The sequence below is a fragment of the Streptomyces sp. BK208 genome (assembly GCF_004364245.1).
In the GTDB taxonomy this organism is placed as follows: Bacteria; Actinomycetota; Actinomycetes; order Streptomycetales; family Streptomycetaceae; genus Streptomyces.
On sequence record NZ_SOAV01000003.1, the window covers coordinates 274,649 to 290,668 of the forward strand.

Genomic DNA, 16,020 nt, shown 5'->3' on the forward strand with positions numbered 1-16,020 from the left:
AAAGAGTGAGACTGAACGCCGGTCAGGTCGTCGGGACGGGACTGCTCCTCGGCACCGGCACCGGCGGGGGCGCGAGGACCGGCGCGGTCACGGGCGCCGCCGGGATCCGGTCGGGGAGGAATCCGTGGGTGCGCCCCGCGAGGTACTCGGCCCGGTAGCGCGGGACGTTCCGGTGCCAGTTGAGGATGCCGGCCATCCAGTTCTGCAGGTCGGTCACGTACCCCTGCATGACGGTCCGCGCCTGGTCGGACAGCTGGAAGTCGTCGTACACGACGGGCAGTTCGTGCGCGACGACGTGCTCGAACTGGCGCATGCGCTGGTTCATCAGGTCCTGCACGACGCCCAGCGCTGCCGGGTAGCCGACGCCGAAGAAGTTCTGCACGACGAGGACGGCGTTGTGCATCTCGCCCTCGTACTCGATCTCCTTCTGGTACGAGAAGACGTCGTTGAGCAGGCACGCGTAGTCGATCGCCGCGTTCTCCAGGGAGCGGACGGGACCGCTGCGGTAGACCTCGGGGGGCACCGCCGGGCCGTGTCCGGCGCGGCACAGGCCCAGGGTGAGGTCGGAACCGAAGGTGGCGCGGCGCATCTCCAGGTAGTCGACCGGGTCGGGGACGCGGTGCTGGATCTGGTTGGACAGCTCCCACACCCACGCCTCGGTCATCTTGTCGACGGCCGTCCTCAGCGGGCGCCGCTCCTCGGGCGTCATCCCGGCCGTCGTGCGCGCCCACAGGTCGGTCAGGGAGCGCTCCATGGCGTTGGCGGGCGGCGGGACCGGCTCGCCGTCGAGCGGCATGCACGCCGACAGGCGGGCGGTGGTCAGCCGGGCGGCGGCGAGGTCCCGGCGGTGGCCGTACACGAGAGGGTAGTAGTCGTCGCCGTAGGTGCCGAAGGCCAGCCAGCCGGAGGCGAGGTCGAGCTGGTCCTGTGTGGCGTCGGGGTCGAGACCGGCGGCGCACAGTGCCAGGTCGCAGCTCTCCAGCTTGTCCTGGTCCCAGACGCCTTCGCTCAGGATGCCCATCCGCAGGCACCACTCGGACAGGTGCCGCCGGGAGCCCTCCAGGGCGGGGCTCAGCCCCAGCGGGTAGGGCATGCGGATGTCGGGGATGACGGAGGGGCCGACCTGCTGGAAGGGCACGTAGGTGTAGGAGCGGGTCCGCCGGGCGGCCGCCTCGGCGAGCAGCGCGCCGACGTCCGCGGCGGAGGTGCCCGGGCCGGTCAGCGCCTGCCAGCCGGCCAGGGGGCGCTCGCCCTTGTTCATGTAGCGGCTGGAGCGCATGTGCCACTCGTGACCGCCGGACTGCCAGTCCTGCAGGCCCTTCGCGTACGCGCCGACGGCGGCGACCTCGGGCGGGGTGAGGCCGCTCTCCAGGGCGACGGCGGGCACCTCGGTGAACGCGGTGTGCTCGAACTGGTGCAGCCGGGAGGTGAGGACGTCGTTGACCAGCTCGGCGGCCTCCTGGGTGGTGCAGCCGAAGAAGGTCTCCAGGACCAGCACCCCGTTGCTCAGCTCGCCCTCGTCCTCGACCTCCCGCTGGTAGGAGAAGAGGTCGTTGCGCAGGTGGACGGCGTCGGAGAAGGTCTCCATGAGCACCCGCAGCGGCCTGGACCCGGCGACGGCGGCGGGCACCTCGGCGGTCGCGTACTCCACGAGCCCGGCGGACCAGGGGGCGCCGCCCACCTTGCGGCGCATCTCGATGTACTCGACGGGGTTGGCGACCCGCCCCTCGTTGATGTTGGACAGCTCCCACAGGGACTCGTTCAGGAGGTGCTCGGTGGCGACGGCGAAACGGCGGCGCCAGTCGGCCGACATGGCGGGCACGGTACGGGTCCACAGGTCCGCCAGGCCGGCCTCCACCGGGTTCTCCGGCCGGGGCATGTCGGCGGCCGGGTCGAGCGGCATGAACAGCGGGAGCCGGTCCAGGTGGGCCTTGCCTGCGAGGCGGTCCTGGGTGCGTTTGAACTTCTCCAGGAAGTGGTCGTCGAAGAAGAAGACCCACACGTACCAGTCGGTGATGAGGGAGAGCGCCGGCCCGTCGCAGTCGGGGTGGGTGTAGGCGCAGAGCAGGCCGTAGTCGTGGGCGTCGAGGTCCGACTGCTCCCAGACCCCGGAGCCTTCCAGCATGCCCATCTCGCGGGCCCACGCCGTCGAGTGGGCGCGGGCCTCGTCGAGATGCGGGTTGAGCCGCGCCGGATGCGGCAGGTAGAAGTGCGGGAGTCGGAAGGGCTGTTGCGTCATGGCCCGGCCCTACCCACGGCTCCTCGGACGCATCCGGCCGGCGGCACATGATCACACCATCGCGTGAACCGGCCGACGCCGCGGAACTTTTCCCTCAGGGCCTGACCTGGATCAGCGCATGGGTCCCGCTGGTCCGCCATCGCCGCTCGCCGCTCGCCTCCAGCGCGGCCTCCGTCCCGGCGTCGAGCCCGGTGATCACGTCGGACTTGAGGGTGCGCAGGGCGGCGACCGGGCCGGGGAAGTACGCGGTGACGTCCGCGAAGGAGGTGGTCGCCGGCCAGCGACGGTCACCCACCAGACGCCGGTAGTTGAGGTCCCCCTTGAGCACGGTGACGGTGGCCGCGGCGAAGTCCTCGCGCAGGTCGTCGGGCATGTCCGCGTACGGCAGCGGCGCGCAGGAGAAGGGGTGGGCGCGCACGGTGACGCGGCCGTCGGTCAGCGCGGCCCAGAGCCGGTCGCCGTACGCGGCCGCCGTGCCGCCCGCCGCCACGAGCCGCCGCAGGGCGTCGAGCACGTCGGTGGGCGTGGCGTCGGAGACGTAGTAGGGGTACGGCTTGACGTGCAGGATGGCGCGGTCGACGCGGCCCTCGGCGAGGAGGTGGGAGACGAGCAGCAGGTCGGGGACGAGTTCGCGGCCGGCGTTGTCGGCGACGAGGCACAGCGTGGCCGGTCCCGGCCGCGAGGCGCCCGGTCCGGGGGCCGGGAGCAGAGACCAGAGGGTGTCGCTGTCGTCGGCGACGAGCGCGTCCACCTGGTCCGCGGCGTCCGCGCCGCGGCCGGAGAGGCGGAAGCCGAGGTCTGCGCGGTTGCCCCACAGCGAGCCGTGCAGCAGGGCCTTCGTCCGCTCGGCGGCGGGCAGTTCGGCGAGGCCGTCGAGTGCGGCGAGCTCCTCGTCCGTCTCCGGCGCGTCGAGTTCGGCCAGCTTGGCGGGCCGGAACGGGTCGACGCCCTGCCAGGGGCCGGGGCCGAAGTAGCCGACGGCGTCCAGGAGGCGGCGGTAGAAGTGGCTTTCGGCCCACAGCCAGGGCACGTCGTACCAGGAGCGGCCGGCGTACCCGTCGAGGCCCCAGGCCGCCCAGAGCTCCCGGTCGCGTCCGGTGGGGTCGGCGTCGGCGGGCAGCGGCTCGACGACGCCGTCGGCGCAGCTCGCGAGGAGCGCGTCGAGCGCCCGGCGCCGTCCGGGGTCGAGCGGGAAGGCGTCGCGCACCTGCCGGACGATGGCGGGGTGGCGCTCGGCGAGCACGCCGTGCGGGAAGGACCCGGGCTCGTCGCCGAGGATGACGGGCGCGGACGGGGACGGGGTGTCGGGCATGCCCGTCACCGTACCGGTCAGGCCGGGCCCGTCTCCTGCTCCAGGCGCGCGGCGAGGGTGAGGTAGCGGGCCCGTCGGGTCACCGGGACCATGCCGCGCACCAGGATGTACCACATCTCGGCGAGGCGGCGGGGCTGGCGGCCGGACGGTTCCAGCGTGCCGCTCACGACGCGGGTGCCGACGACGGAGCAGACGAGGGTGTGGGCGACGGAGTCCACGTCGATGTCCGGATGCACATCGGACTCCCGCACCGCGTTCAGCAGCCGGGAGGTGGCGATCTCCCGCCACTCGGTGAACGGGTGCGGCAGCGGCGGCCGTACCGGCACTCCGGCGGTGGCGAGCCGCAGCCCGGCCCGCAGCACCGGACCCTCCTCGCACAGCCGCGCCATGGCGAACGTGAGACGCATCAGCGCCTCCAGCGAGGAGTAGCCCCGCCCGTCCAGGTCCCGCGCCAGCCGGCGCGAGGTGCGGGACTGGATCTCCATGATGGCGTGGGCGAGGTCCTCCTTCGCCGCGAAGTGGAAGTACAGGGCACCCTTGGTCACTCCGGCGTGGGCGACGATCTCGCTCAGGCTGGTCGACTCGTACCCGTGACGGTCGAACAGGTCTGCCGCGGCGTCGACGATCGTCGCGCGTGTCTGCTCGGCGCGTGCCTGCCTCGCCATCGGCTTAACTCTCCCGGGCTGGACCCGACAGGCCGGCCGCCTGCCTTTACCCCCTGTACACGATAACTCACCGGCTAACTGCCCGTCAGATCAGCCTTCTTCGGCGAACCCGCGGACGGCACAGACGGCACGGACGGCACGGATCTCGCGCCCGGAGTCCCGCCACAGCCACAGCCACAGCCACAGCCACAGCCACAGCCACAGCCACAGCCACAGCCACCGGCATACCGCCCGGGATTCCGCTTCGGCCCGCTTTCGCCGACCGGTTCATCACGATGCGGCACCGACAACTGACAGCGCATCCCTGGTCACTTGACTGTCAGCGGTCACACACGGTTTGCTCCGGCCAGGCGAGTTTCACCCGGTTGACGCACTGACCCGCGGCTCCGGGCCGGCTCGTCCCGTTCCTCCTGCTCGGCCGCACAGCGAGGTGCCCCCGCCCCCATGAGTACAGCTCCCCCGCCCACCCACTCCCCCGGCCCCTTGCGCATCGCGGCCCTCGCCGCCGCCGTCTGTCTGCTGGCGGCCGGCTGCTCCGCCCTCGGCGGGGACGAGGACGGTTCTTCGGCGGGGGACGCCGCGAGCGGGCCGGGCGGCGACCGGATGAAGATCGTCATGGTCACCCACGGCGGTGAGGGCGACGCCTTCTGGGACCGGGTGCGCAAGGGCGCCGAGGCGGCGGCCGCCAAGGACGGCGTCGACCTGACCTACGCCGGTGACGCCGACACCGCCGACCAGGCCGACCTGGTGCGGGACGCCGTCCGGGACGAGGTCGACGGCATCGCCGTGACCCTGGCCAAACCGCAGGCGATGAAGGCGCCGGTCGCCGAGGCCGAGGCCGCCGGGATCCCCGTGGTCGGTCTCAACTCCGGCATCGACGCCTGGCGTTCGACGGGGCTCCTGGAGTACTTCGGACAGGACGAGAGCGTCGCGGGCCGGGCCGTCGGTGAGAAGCTCAACGCCCTCAAGGCCAAGCACGCCCTGTGCGTCATCCACGAGCGCGGCAACGTCGCCCTGGAGGCCCGCTGCGCCGGCGTGAAGAAGACCTTCCGGGGCGAGACCGAGATGCTCTACGTCGAGGGCACCGACATGAAGGCGGTCGGCGCGGCCGTCACGGCGCGGCTGCGGCAGGACACCGCCATCGACGAAGTCGTCATGAACGGCGCGGCGTTCGCCCTCACCGCGGTCGAGTCCGTCGACGAGGCGGGCAGCAGGGCGCACGTCGCCACGTTCGACCTCGACGACGACCTGGTGGCCGCCGTCAAACGCGGGGACGTCCAGTTCGCGGTGGACCAGCAGCCCTATCTGCAGGGCTATCTCGCCGTGGACGCGCTGTGGCTGTACCGCACCAACGGCAACGTCAGCGGCGGCGGGGTGTCCCCCGTGCTGACCGGCCCCGCGTTCGTGACCCGGACGAACGCCGACTCGGTCGCGAAGTTCGCCGCGGGCGGCACCCGGTGACCGGGCGGTCCCGCGGCCGCCGTCACCTCCGCGTCCCCGCCCTTCCCGCCCACTGACCGCCTAGGACGACGATGTCTGCACGCACCACAGGCACGACGCGGAGGACGCGCGCCCGGCGTCGCCTGGGCTCCATACGCCTGTCCCTGATCCTCCTGGCCCTGGTGCCCGGCGTCACCCTCGCGACCGTGTGGGGCGTCACGACGATCCAGATGTTCTCCGAGGGCCTGCGGCTGCGTGCGCAGACCCAGCTGAGCCGCGACACCGGCGCCATGGGCACCGAGACGGCCCTCGCCCTGCAGCGGGAACGCAGCCTGTCCGCGGCCCTGCTGGCCGACCCGGGCGGCGACCGGACGGAACTGGACGCGCAGCGCAAGAAGGCGGACGAGGCGATCGCCCAGCTGGTGAGCCAGTCCGACGCGATCGAGAGCGCGCCCGACCGCATCTCGGACCGGCTGTACTCGGTCCTCGGCTCGGTGGGCAGCCTGGAGTACTACCGCGACCAGGTGGACGACCCCAGCGACATCACCGCCGAGCAGGCGCTCGACCAGTACACCGCGATCGTCGACGAGCAGATCCACGCCTTCCAGGAGCTGTCCCAGGTCGACGACGGCGACCTCACCTCGCAGGCGGGTCCGCTGGTCGCCCTCGAACACGCCGCCGAGCTGGTCTCCCAGGAGGACGCCCGGCTCACCCTGGCCTGGCCGTCGGACCGGATGGACGAGACGGAGTGGGAGCAGTTCGCCATGCTGGTCCACACCCGGCGCTGGCTGATCCGGGACCAGATCCTCCCCTCGCTCGACGGCAGCGCCAAGACCGAGACCGAGCGCATCCTGGCGGGCCCGGAATGGAAGACCCTGCAGAGCGTCGAGGACCAGGTGCTCGCGGCCCGTACGGCGGACGGCGAGGACCGCATCGACCTGCCGGACGACCTGCGGCAGCGGTGGACCCCCGCCATGGAGGGGGTCACCGAGCAGTACGGGCGGCTGATCCGGCAGCAGACGGGCGGGCTCCTCGACCGCAGCGCCGACGACGCACGCGCCCTGCTGATCAAGGCCGCATCCCTCAGCGCGGGCGGGCTGCTCGCGCTGCTGCTCTGCATCGTCATGTCCTGGCGCATCACCCGCTCGCTGTCCCGGCGGCTGCGCGGTCTGCGGCTGGCCACCCTGAGCCTGGCCGAGGAGCGGCTGCCCGACGTGGTGGCCCGGCTGGAGCGCGGCGAGAAGGTCGACGTGGAGTCGGCCACCCCGCCGCTGGACTACGGCCGGGACGAACTCGGCCAGGTGGCACAGGCGTTCAACACGGCGCAGCGCACCGCCGTGCACACCGCCGTCGAACTCGCCGACACCCGGCGCGGGTTCCAGAAGGTGATCCTGGGCATCGCCCGGCAGAGCCAGAACCTCGTCAACATGCAGTTGGGCAAGCTGGACGCGCTGGAGCGCGAGCACACCGACCCGGACATCCTCAAGGGCCTGTACGAGCTGGACTCCACGGCCAGTCAGCTGCGCCGCTACGAGGAGAACCTCGTCATCATCAGCGGTGAGCAGCCCCGGCGCACGTGGCGCGAGCCGGTGTCGCTGGTGGACATCCTGCGCAGCGCCGTCGGTGAGGTCGCCGAGTACCAGCGGGTGGAGCTGCACGCCGACGAGGAGGTGGCCCTCGCCCCGCCCGCGGTGGCCGACGTGATCCACCTGCTGGCCGAGCTGATCGACAACGCGACCGCGTACTCCCCCGCGCCCAACCCGGTCGGGGTGCGGGCGGCGCTGGTGGCCAAGGGCCTGGCCGTCGAGATCGAGGACCGCGGGCTGGGGCTGTCCGAGGAGGACTACGCCTCGTTCAACGCCCAGTTGGCGGTGGCTCCGCAGTTCGACGTGGTGGCCCTCGCCGACGACCTGCGGCTCGGCATGTTCGTCGTCGCCCGCCTGGCGCACCGGCACGGCATCACCGTCACCCTGCGCCCCTCCCCGTACGGCGGGACCACGGCGATCGTGCTGATCCCGCACGACATCGTGGTGCGCGAGGCGGTCGACGGGGCCGACGGCACCGGTGTCCCGCCGGGCGGCGCGCAGGCCTCCCGGGCCTCCGGGGGCACGGCATCCCCCGCCTCGGGCCCGGCCGGCGGCGAACAGCCCGTACGGTCCTCCCGTCCGGCGCCGCCGGCCCGGTCAGCGATCGCGGCAGGGGCCTCCGGGGGCTCGCGCGACGGCTCGCCCGGCCGCTCCCCCGACGGGCACGGTGGCCTGGCGCCGCTGCCCCGCCGGGTGCCGCAGACCAGCCTCGCCGCCGAGCTGCGCGACGAGGACCCCGGCCGCCGGGAGGGCCCGGACGACGGACCCGGGGACTACGCCGACTTCACGGCCGAGCGCGCCGCGTCGTCCCTCGCCGGTTTCCAGCGCGGCACGCTGCGCGCCCAGAGCGACGACGGCCCGGACGCCGCAGACACCCGCACCGACACCGACACCGACGGGCGCGCGGTCCCGTCCGCCGGCCCCTCGACTCCCACCGCCGACCGCCGACCGCCGACGAAGGACACGCGATGACCCGACCCTCCCCCGCCACGCACACCGAGCTGGACCAGTTGCTCACCGGACTCGTGGAGCGGGTCGCCGAGGTGAACCAGGCCGTGGTGCTCTCCGAGGACGGACTGGTCGTCAGCAAGTCCACCGGCTTCCTGCGGGACGACGCCGAGCGGCTCGCGGCGACCGCGTCGGGCCTGATGAGCCTCAGCAAGGGCGTCAGCATGGACTTCCGGGGCGGCCCGGTGCGCCAGGCGCTCATCGAGATGGCCAACAGCTACCTGATACTCACCTCCGCGGGCCCCGGCGCGCACCTGGTGGTGCTGACCGGTCCGAACGCCGACGTCGGCGTGGTGGCGTACCAGATGAACATGCTGGTGAAGAAGATCGGCGAGCACCTGAGCGCGGCACCGCGGGCCACCGCCGGCCCCGGCGAGTGACGTGACCGGAGGCGACGCGGCGGGCCGGCTCGTGCGGCCGTTCACGCTGACCGGCGGCCGGACCCGGCCCAGCCGCGCCGACTTCACCCTCATCACGACGGTGACCGCCGTCCACCCACAGCCCACCCGGGCGGCGCGGCCGCAGCCCGAGCACCTGCGGATCCTGCGGCTGTGCGCCGAGCCGGTGGCCGTGGCGGAGATCGCGGCCCGTCTCGACCTGCCGGTGAGCGTGGTCGTCATCCTGCTCTCGGATCTGCTGGAGGCCGGCCGGATCACCGCCCGGCCGCCGCACGTCGTCTCCCGTGCCTCCGAGGACCTGGACCTGCTGCAGAAAGTGAGGGACGGCCTTGGCCGGCTCTGAGCGCGTCGCCGAGACCACCGCGGCTGCCGAGAACACCGCGGCTGCCGAGATCACCGCGGCCGCCGCGGCGCCCGCACGCTCCACCGCGCCCGACGCGGTGAAGATCCTGATCGCGGGCGGTTTCGGGGTCGGCAAGACCACCATGGTCGGGTCGGTCAGCGAGATCGCCCCGCTGCGCACCGAGGAACCGCTCACCGAGGCGGGCCTGGACGTCGACGACCTGGCCGGCATCGAGGAGAAGCGGGCCACGACCGTGGCGCTGGACTTCGGCCGGATCTCCATCGGCCGGGACCTGGTGCTGTACCTGTTCGGCACGCCAGGTCAGCAGCGGTTCTGGTTCATGTGGAACGACCTGGCGATCGGGGCGCTCGGCGCGGTCGTCCTGGTGGACGTCCGGCGGCCGGAGTCGAGTTTCGCCGCCGTCGACTTCTTCGAGCGGCGGCGCATTCCGTTCGTCGTCGCCGTGAACGGCTTCCACGGCCGGCACCCGTACCCGGCGGCGGAGATCCGCGAGGCCCTCGCGCTGCCGGAGCACGTGCAGGTGCTGCTGTGCGACGCGCGGGAGCGGACCTCCAGCCGGGACGTCCTCATCGCCCTGATCGACCAGTTGATCGACGCCGCGGCCGGTGCCGCGGCGTCGTGACGCCGGCCTCGGTCAGCCGAGGCCCGCGGACTTCAGCCACTCCTTGGCCACGTCCAGCGGGTCCTTCTTGTCCAGCTGGACCTTCGCGTCCAGGTCGAGGAGCGTCTTGGTGTCCAGCTTGGCGGAGACCGCGTTGAGCGTGGCCACGCCGTCCTTGGACAGTCCGTCCTTGGCGACCAGCGGGGTGACGTTCGCGTGGCCGAAGAGGTTCTCCGGGTCCTTCAGGACGACGAGCTTCTCCTTGATGATCGTCGGGTCGGTGGTGAAGACGTCCGCGGCCTGCACGGTGTTCTTCGTCAGCGCCGACTGGGTCAGCGGGCCGCCCGCGTCGAGCGCCTTGAACGACTTGAACTTCAGCCCGTACACCGACTCCAGGCCCTTGAGGCCCTGCTGCCGGGTCTGGAACTCGGGCGAGCCGCCGATCACCAGGTCCGGTGCGGCCTCCTTGAGGTCGGCGAGGGTCGACTCGGCGGTGAGGCCGTGCTTCTTCGCCGTCTCGGCGTTGACGGTGACCGAGTCCTTGTTCTCGGCCGGCGACGACTCCAGCAGCGTCAGCTTCTTGTCCAGCTTCGCCTTCGCCGCCTCGTTCACCGCCTCGGCGGACTTCTGCACGGCCTTCGGGTCGAGGTAGGCCAGCAGTGAGCCGTTGTACTCCGGCAGCACCGTGACGGAGCCGTTCTTCATCAGGCCGTAGGTCGTCTCGCGGCTGCCTATGTTGTGCTTGTAGGAGACCTTGAGACCCTTGGCCTTGAGCGCCTCCCCGTAGATGTCGGCGAGGAGGGTGCTCTCGGCGAAGTTGTTGGAGCCGACGACGACGGTGCCGGCCTCCGCCTTGTCACCCGCCAGCGGATTGTCGGACGTGTCGTCGGAGTCGGAGGAACAGCCCGCGAGCAGCGCCGCCGCGGCGGCGAGCGCGACGGCCGCCGCGCCGGTGTGCCTCGTTCTGGACCTGCTGCTCTTGGCGGTGAAAGTCATCCGTCGATCCAAACGAGCCACTTGCCGGTCAGTCAAGAACGGCCTGGTTACGGTTTTCCCGCCGCCGTGCGCCGTCATCGCCTGCGCACCCCCGGGGACACCGCGAACCGCCCGGCGGCCCAGAAGAGCGCGAGGGTGACGAGTGCGAGGACGGCGACGAGTGCGGCGCCGCCGACGACCTTCTCGTAGTCGCGCTGGTAGAGCCCGTCGATGATGTACCGGCCGAGCCCGCCGAGACTGACGTACGCGGCGATGGTCGCCGTCGACACGACCTGGATGGCGGCCGAGCGCAGCCCGCTGAGGACCAGCGGGAGGGCGACGGGCAGTTCGACCCGGAAGAGGATGCCGGTCTCGTGCATGCCCATGCCCCGCGCGGCGTCCACCGGGGAGGGGTCGACGGAGCGGACGGCCTCGTAGGTGGTGACCAGGATCGGCGGGATCGCGAGGACGACCAGCGGGATCATCACGGGCAGCAGACCGATACCGACGACGACGGCGATCAGCACCAGCAGGCCGAAGCTGGGCAGGGCGCGGGCGGCGGTGGCGACGAAGGCGACGGCGTTGCCACCGCGTCCGGTGTGCCCGGTCAGCAGACCGACGGGCAGCCCGATCGCGGCGGCGAGACCGAGGGCCATCAGCGTGTACTGGACGTGCTCCACGAGGCGCGTGGGGATGCCGTCGTAGCCGTGCCAGTGGGCGCTGTCGCTGAAGAAGGCGTTGACGAAGTTCAGGACGTTCACCGGGCGGACGCCTCCTGGGGCTCGGGCCGCGCGGCGGCCTCCTTCGGGCGTTGCCGCCTGCCCCGCGGCATCCACGGGGTCAGCAGGTTCCGGGCCAGGACGAGGACCGCGTCGCACAGGATGGCCAGGACGGCGGTGGTGAGGACGGAGTTCACCGCCAGCTCGGGCCGGCCGTACTTCTGGGCGTCCGCGAGGAGGTTGCCGAGGGCGCCCTGGTTGCCGATGAGGGCGCCGACGCTGACCAGGGAGATGCTGGACGCGACGGCCACCCGCAGACCGGCCAGGATGGCGGGCACCGCGATCGGCAACTGCACCTGCAGATAGCGGCGCAGCGGCCCGAAGCCCATGGCGGTGGACGCGGCCAGCGTCTCCTCGGGCACCGACCGCACGCCGTCGACGATCGCCGGGACGAGTACCACCAGGCTGTACACGGCCAGCGGGATCATCACGGTCAGCTCGGTCTGGCCGGTGTAGTCGATGAGGACGACGAAGACGGCCAGCGAGGGGATGGCGTAGAACACGGTCGTCACGCCGAGCACGGGCGGGTACAGCCAGCGGAAGCGCACGCAGAGCTGGGCGAGGGGCAGCGCGGCGAGCAGGCCCGCCAGGACCGGCAGCAGCGCCTCGCGCAGGTGCAGCCCGATCAGGCCGAGCCAGGTGTTGTCGAGGTCGCTCGGGATGTCGAAGAAGCCGTTCACGGGGCGACCTTCGTGACGTCGACGGGCTCCGCGGCCGGTGCGGCCGTGCCGGGGATCTCGGCGCCGTGGGCGGTGCGGATCGCCTCGCCGATGGTCTGCTGGGAGACCACGCCGGTCACCCGTCCGTCGGTGTCCACGGCCACGGCCCAGCCGGTGGGCGAGAGCACGGCGCAGTCGAGGGCGGCCCGCAGCGAGTCGGTGCCGGGCACGAACGGCCGCCCGTGGGACAGCAGCCGTCCGGCCGCGAGGTCCCCGGCCGTCAGGTCGCCCGGCTCGGCCCACCCCAGCGGACGGCCGTCCGCGTCGGTCACCAGCAGGTGGGCGGCGTCGCCGGCGGCGGCGAGCTGCTCGGCGGTGGCGTCGGCGGGCACGACCGGGCCGGTGGTCAGCTCCAGGGCGGCTGAGGAGAAGAAGGAGAGCCGCCGGATGCCGCGGTCGGCGCCGAGGAAGTCCTCGACGAAGTCGTCCGCGGGGTCGGACAGCAGCTCGGCGGGCGGGGCGAACTGGGCGAGCCGGCCGCCGGTGCGCATCACCGCGACCATGGTGCCCAGTTTGATGGCCTCGTCGATGTCGTGCGTGACGAAGACGATGGTCTTGCCCAGTTCGTCCTGGATGCGCAGGAGTTCGTCCTGCAGCCCCTTGCGGACCACGGGGTCGACGGCGGAGAAGGGCTCGTCCATGAGCAGCACGGGCGGATCGGCGGCGAGTGCCCTGGCCACGCCGACGCGCTGCTGCTGGCCACCGGAGAGCTGGTACGGGTACCGCTTGCCGAGGGAGGCGTCGAGCCCCACCCGTTCCATCAGCTCCGCGGCCCGTTCGCGGGACTTCTGCTTGCCCCAGCCGATCATGCGGGGCACGGTGGCGATGTTGTCGAGGATCGTCCGGTGCTGGAAGAGTCCGGCGTTCTGGATGACGTACCCCATCGACCGGCGCAGCGTGGTGACCGGCTGCTGCTGGAGGTCCTGGCCGTCGAGGAGGATCGTTCCCTCGGTGGGTTCGACCATCCTGTTGATCATCCGCAGGGTCGTCGTCTTGCCGCAGCCGGAGGGTCCGACGAGGACCGTGATCGCGCGGTCGGGTATCTCCAGCGACAGCCGGTCGACCGCCACGGTGCCGTCCGGGTACCGCTTGGTGACTGAGTCCATCCGTATCAAAACGCCGAATACCCTTCGGGTCTGGCAGAAGCTGCCCGCTCCGGCCGCGGTCGGTGGGGCCGTCGCCGGTCGAGTGTAGACGGCTGATCCGCGGGCCCCCGCTGCTCAGGGGCGACTCCTTCCCCCTGTCCGCGCGTTCACACCGGGAAGGCGGACGGCTCCCGCGATCCGTACGCGACTGCCGCCGGACGGCGGCACGGCGGCACGGCGGCACGGCGGGAGCCGGGGGCGGCGGTGTGCTCCGTGCCGCCCCCGGCTCCCGCCGGTGACTCAGCCCTCGGCGGGCGTCAGCCGCAGCGAGATGCTGTTGATGCAGTACCGCTGGTCGGTCGGGGTCGGATAGCCCTCGCCCTCGAAGACGTGCCCGAGGTGCGACCCGCACCGGGCGCAGCGCACCTCCGTGCGCACCATCCCGTGGGAGCGGTCCTCGATCAGCTCGACCGCGTCGGTGTCCTTCGGGTCGTAGAAGGACGGCCAGCCGCAGTGCGAGGCGAACTTGGTCGTGGAGGTGAACAGGTCCGCACCGCAGGCCCGGCAGGAGTAGACGCCCTCGGTCCTGGTGTCGGTGTACTCACCGGTGAAGGCCGGCTCGGTGGCGGCCTCGCGCAGCACGGCGTACTCGGCCGGGGCCAGCTCCGCCCGCCACTGCTCGTCCGGCTTCTCGACGTCGTACGACATGAGTCCTCAGCCCCTTACTTCGACTACTTCGACAGCTCGTCCAGGATGCGCGGTCCGAGGTCGGTGACGTCGCCCGCGCCCATGGTGAGAACGAGATCACCGGCCTTCGCCATTCCCGCGACCAGCGCGGGCGCCGCGTCCTTGTCGTGGACCGGGGTGACGTCCGCGCCCGCGGCCCGGGCGGCCTCGATGATCAGCTCGCTGGTGACACCCGGGATCGGGTCCTCGCGGGCCGGGTAGATGTCGAGGACGACGGAGGCGTCCGCGAGGGCCAGGGCCTGGCCCATCTCCTTGCCCAGCTCCTGGGTGCGGGAGAAGAGGTGCGGCTGGAAGAGGACCAGGATGCGGGCGTCGCCGACGGCGGCGCGCATGGCCTCCAGGTCGGCCGTCATCTCGGTGGGGTGGTGCGCGTAGGAGTCGACGACCTGGACGCCGGCCGCCTCGCCCTTGAGCTGGAGCCGCCGCTTGACGCCGGTGTACGCGGCCAGCGCGGGGGCCAGCTCGGCGGCGGGGACGCCGAGGGCGGCGCCCGCGGCGAGGGCGGCCACCGCGTTGTGCGCGTAGTGGCGGCCGGGGACGGAGACGGCGAAGGTCAGCTCGGTCCCGTCCATGACGACGGTGACCTCGCTCTTCAGGCCCTGCGGGACGACGGACAGGACGCGCACGTCGGCGTCCTCGGACTCCCCGTACGTCACCGTGCGCACCTTGCCGGCCAGCCGCCGGGTCAGCTCCCGGGCGCCCTCGTGGTCGGCCGCGATCACCAGGGTGCCGCCGGGGACGATCCGGTCGGCGAAGGTCTCGAAGGACTCGTAGATCTCGTCCATCGACGCGTAGTTGGCGTGGTGGTCGAGCTCGACGTTGAGGACGATGGCGACCTCGGGGGCGTACTTGTGGAAGCTGCGGTCGCTTTCGTCCGCCTCGGCGACGAAGATCTCCCCGGTGCCGTGCAGGGCGTTGGAGCCGGGCGCGTCCAGGTCGCCGCCGATCGCGTACGAGGGGTCGAGGCCCAGCTCGGACAGGGAGACCGCCAGCATCGAGGTGGTGGTGGTCTTGCCGTGGGTGCCGGCCACGGCGATCGGGCGCAGGCCGTTCATCAGGGCGGCGAGGGCGTCGGAGCGGTGCACGACCGGGATGCCCAGCTCGGCGGCGCGGGCCAGCTCCGGGTTGTCCTCGCGGATGGCCGAGGAGACGACCACGCAGCTCGCGTCGTCGGCGAGGTGCCCGGCCGCGTGCCCGACGTGCACGGTGGCACCCAGCGCGCGCAGCGCCCCGGCGGTCTCGGACTCCTTGGCGTCGCTGCCCGCCACCCGGGCGCCGCGCTGGGCGAGGATCTTGGCGATGCCCGACATCCCGGCGCCGCCGATGCCGATGAAGTGCGGTCGGTCCATGGCGGTAGGAAGGCCGGGTGCCATGCGCTGTTCTCCCCAGAGGTGCGACGGGTGGTGCGTGAGGTGGTCTGACTGACGGGCGCGCCCCCTGGACGGGGGCGCGGGACCAGCCTATGCCTTGCTGTGGGAGAAGAGTTTCAGGACCGGCACACCGACCTTGTGGCGGGCCCGGGAGGCCCAGTCGCGGTGGAAGAACTCCTCCACGTAGTGCGGGTCGGTGAGGACGATCACCTCGTCGGCCCCGGTCTCCATGGCCAGGTCCTTCAGCTCGTCCAGCGGGTGGTCCTCGATCAGGCGCCCCTCGGCCCGGGCGCCGGACGCGCGCAGGGCGGTGAGGGACACCTCCAGGGCCCGCTCCCCCATGCTCCGGGCCTCCTGCCCCTCGGGGGTCTCGCCCTCCCGTACGGCGTCGTCGAGCTCGCCGAGCGCGACGTCGTCGATGGCCCGCAGCAGGCGGTCCGCCTGATCGCCGCGCGGCTGGAGCAGCACGTGGAAGGCGACCTGCTCGTCCCCGTGCAAGGTGGTGACGAACTCCACGTCGGCGGACGTCAGGGCCTTCTCGATCATCAAAACGCTTGTGAACACCAGGCGCCCCTTCTCCTTCGAGGGTCTGTGGGCCCACCCTCCGTAGGCCGTGCCGGACCCTGCGGAAACCATCCTGCCCCGTGATCGCACGGGTACTGCCGGATTCAGTGTGCCCGGCGCGGACTAAACGGAACGGAAGGTTCCGTCGATCACCGGATGGGCGGCACC

The 16,020-nt window shown here is 72.3% G+C and carries 15 protein-coding genes; 5 read left to right on the forward strand and 10 right to left on the reverse strand.

What is annotated here, in order from left to right:
- Positions 1-22: 22 nt before the first annotated feature.
- The 3 genes from cyc2 to EV562_RS09670 form a co-directional block, all read right to left on the reverse strand.
- Positions 23-2,239 (reverse strand): germacradienol/geosmin synthase Cyc2, encoded by a 2,217-nt coding sequence (gene cyc2, locus EV562_RS09660; protein ID WP_133886300.1) that lies wholly within the window; start codon positions 2,237-2,239, stop codon positions 23-25.
- Positions 2,240-2,333: 94 nt separating this feature from the next.
- Positions 2,334-3,551 carry a damage-control phosphatase ARMT1 family protein gene (locus EV562_RS09665; protein WP_133886301.1) on the reverse strand — a complete coding sequence of 406 codons (1,218 nt, stop codon included), beginning with the start codon at positions 3,549-3,551 and terminating at the stop codon, positions 2,334-2,336.
- A gap of 17 nt (positions 3,552-3,568) precedes the next feature.
- Complete coding sequence (locus EV562_RS09670; protein ID WP_133886302.1) at positions 3,569-4,216, reverse strand: ScbR family autoregulator-binding transcription factor; 648 nt, start codon at positions 4,214-4,216, stop codon at positions 3,569-3,571.
- A 444-nt stretch (positions 4,217-4,660) separates the two neighbouring features.
- Between EV562_RS09670 and EV562_RS09675 the strand changes: the two genes are divergently transcribed.
- The 5 genes from EV562_RS09675 (at position 4,661) to EV562_RS09695 (ending at position 9,634) form a co-directional block, all read left to right on the forward strand.
- The gene (locus EV562_RS09675; RefSeq protein ID WP_133886303.1) at positions 4,661-5,677 is read left to right on the forward strand and encodes a substrate-binding domain-containing protein; all 1,017 of its coding nucleotides are present in this window, start codon (positions 4,661-4,663) and stop codon (positions 5,675-5,677) included.
- A 71-nt stretch (positions 5,678-5,748) separates the two neighbouring features.
- Complete coding sequence (locus tag EV562_RS09680) at positions 5,749-8,214, forward strand: nitrate- and nitrite sensing domain-containing protein (RefSeq protein ID WP_133886304.1); 2,466 nt, start codon at positions 5,749-5,751, stop codon at positions 8,212-8,214.
- Positions 8,211-8,630 (forward strand): roadblock/LC7 domain-containing protein, encoded by a 420-nt coding sequence (locus tag EV562_RS09685; protein WP_133886305.1) that lies wholly within the window; start codon positions 8,211-8,213, stop codon positions 8,628-8,630. The genes EV562_RS09680 and EV562_RS09685 overlap by 4 nt, the downstream gene beginning before the upstream one ends.
- A 1-nt stretch (position 8,631) precedes the next feature.
- Positions 8,632-8,991, forward strand: a complete 360-nt coding sequence (locus EV562_RS09690; RefSeq protein ID WP_133886306.1) for a DUF742 domain-containing protein — start codon at positions 8,632-8,634, stop codon at positions 8,989-8,991.
- Positions 8,992-9,088: 97 nt separating this feature from the next.
- On the forward strand, positions 9,089-9,634 hold the full coding sequence (locus tag EV562_RS09695; protein ID WP_133886542.1) for an ATP/GTP-binding protein: 546 nt from the start codon (positions 9,089-9,091) through the stop codon (positions 9,632-9,634).
- A gap of 12 nt (positions 9,635-9,646) precedes the next feature.
- Here EV562_RS09695 and EV562_RS09700 read toward each other — a convergent pair whose 3' ends face one another.
- From EV562_RS09700 to EV562_RS09730, 7 genes are all read right to left on the reverse strand, one after another.
- Positions 9,647-10,609 (reverse strand): ABC transporter substrate-binding protein, encoded by a 963-nt coding sequence (locus EV562_RS09700; RefSeq protein WP_133886307.1) that lies wholly within the window; start codon positions 10,607-10,609, stop codon positions 9,647-9,649.
- Positions 10,610-10,683: 74 nt separating this feature from the next.
- The gene (locus EV562_RS09705) at positions 10,684-11,349 is read right to left on the reverse strand and encodes an ABC transporter permease (RefSeq protein ID WP_133886308.1); all 666 of its coding nucleotides are present in this window, start codon (positions 11,347-11,349) and stop codon (positions 10,684-10,686) included.
- A complete protein-coding gene (locus EV562_RS09710; protein ID WP_133886309.1) occupies positions 11,346-12,047 on the reverse strand; it encodes an ABC transporter permease subunit in 702 nt (233 codons plus the stop codon). Before EV562_RS09710 ends, EV562_RS09705 begins: the two co-directional genes overlap by 4 nt.
- Positions 12,044-13,201 carry an ABC transporter ATP-binding protein gene (locus EV562_RS09715; protein ID WP_166661692.1) on the reverse strand — a complete coding sequence of 386 codons (1,158 nt, stop codon included), beginning with the start codon at positions 13,199-13,201 and terminating at the stop codon, positions 12,044-12,046. Before EV562_RS09715 ends, EV562_RS09710 begins: the two co-directional genes overlap by 4 nt.
- 270 nt (positions 13,202-13,471) lie before the next feature.
- Entirely contained in the window at positions 13,472-13,879 is a 408-nt protein-coding gene (gene msrB, locus EV562_RS09720; RefSeq protein ID WP_133886311.1) for a peptide-methionine (R)-S-oxide reductase MsrB, read from the reverse strand.
- Positions 13,880-13,902: 23 nt separating this feature from the next.
- Complete coding sequence (gene murC / locus EV562_RS09725; protein WP_133886312.1) at positions 13,903-15,291, reverse strand: UDP-N-acetylmuramate--L-alanine ligase; 1,389 nt, start codon at positions 15,289-15,291, stop codon at positions 13,903-13,905.
- Positions 15,292-15,378: 87 nt separating this feature from the next.
- Positions 15,379-15,852: an indole-3-glycerol phosphate synthase gene (locus EV562_RS09730; RefSeq protein ID WP_208298324.1), complete on the reverse strand. Its 474-nt coding sequence runs from the start codon at positions 15,850-15,852 to the stop codon at positions 15,379-15,381.
- Positions 15,853-16,020: the final 168 nt, after the last annotated feature.

Excerpts from the sequence above, each read along its gene's own strand:
- cyc2 (WP_133886300.1), bottom strand. The coding sequence starts at position 2,239 with ATGACGCAACAGCCCTTCCGACTCCCGCACTTCTACCTGCCGCATCCG.
- EV562_RS09665 (WP_133886301.1), bottom strand. The coding sequence starts at position 3,551 with ATGCCCGACACCCCGTCCCCGTCCGCGCCCGTCATCCTCGGCGACGAG.
- EV562_RS09670 (WP_133886302.1), bottom strand. The coding sequence starts at position 4,216 with ATGGCGAGGCAGGCACGCGCCGAGCAGACACGCGCGACGATCGTCGAC.
- EV562_RS09675 (WP_133886303.1), top strand. The coding sequence starts at position 4,661 with ATGAGTACAGCTCCCCCGCCCACCCACTCCCCCGGCCCCTTGCGCATC.
- EV562_RS09680 (WP_133886304.1), top strand. The coding sequence starts at position 5,749 with ATGTCTGCACGCACCACAGGCACGACGCGGAGGACGCGCGCCCGGCGT.
- EV562_RS09685 (WP_133886305.1), top strand. The coding sequence starts at position 8,211 with ATGACCCGACCCTCCCCCGCCACGCACACCGAGCTGGACCAGTTGCTC.
- EV562_RS09700 (WP_133886307.1), bottom strand. The coding sequence starts at position 10,609 with ATGACTTTCACCGCCAAGAGCAGCAGGTCCAGAACGAGGCACACCGGC.
- msrB (WP_133886311.1), bottom strand. The coding sequence starts at position 13,879 with ATGTCGTACGACGTCGAGAAGCCGGACGAGCAGTGGCGGGCGGAGCTG.
- murC (WP_133886312.1), bottom strand. The coding sequence starts at position 15,291 with ATGGCACCCGGCCTTCCTACCGCCATGGACCGACCGCACTTCATCGGC.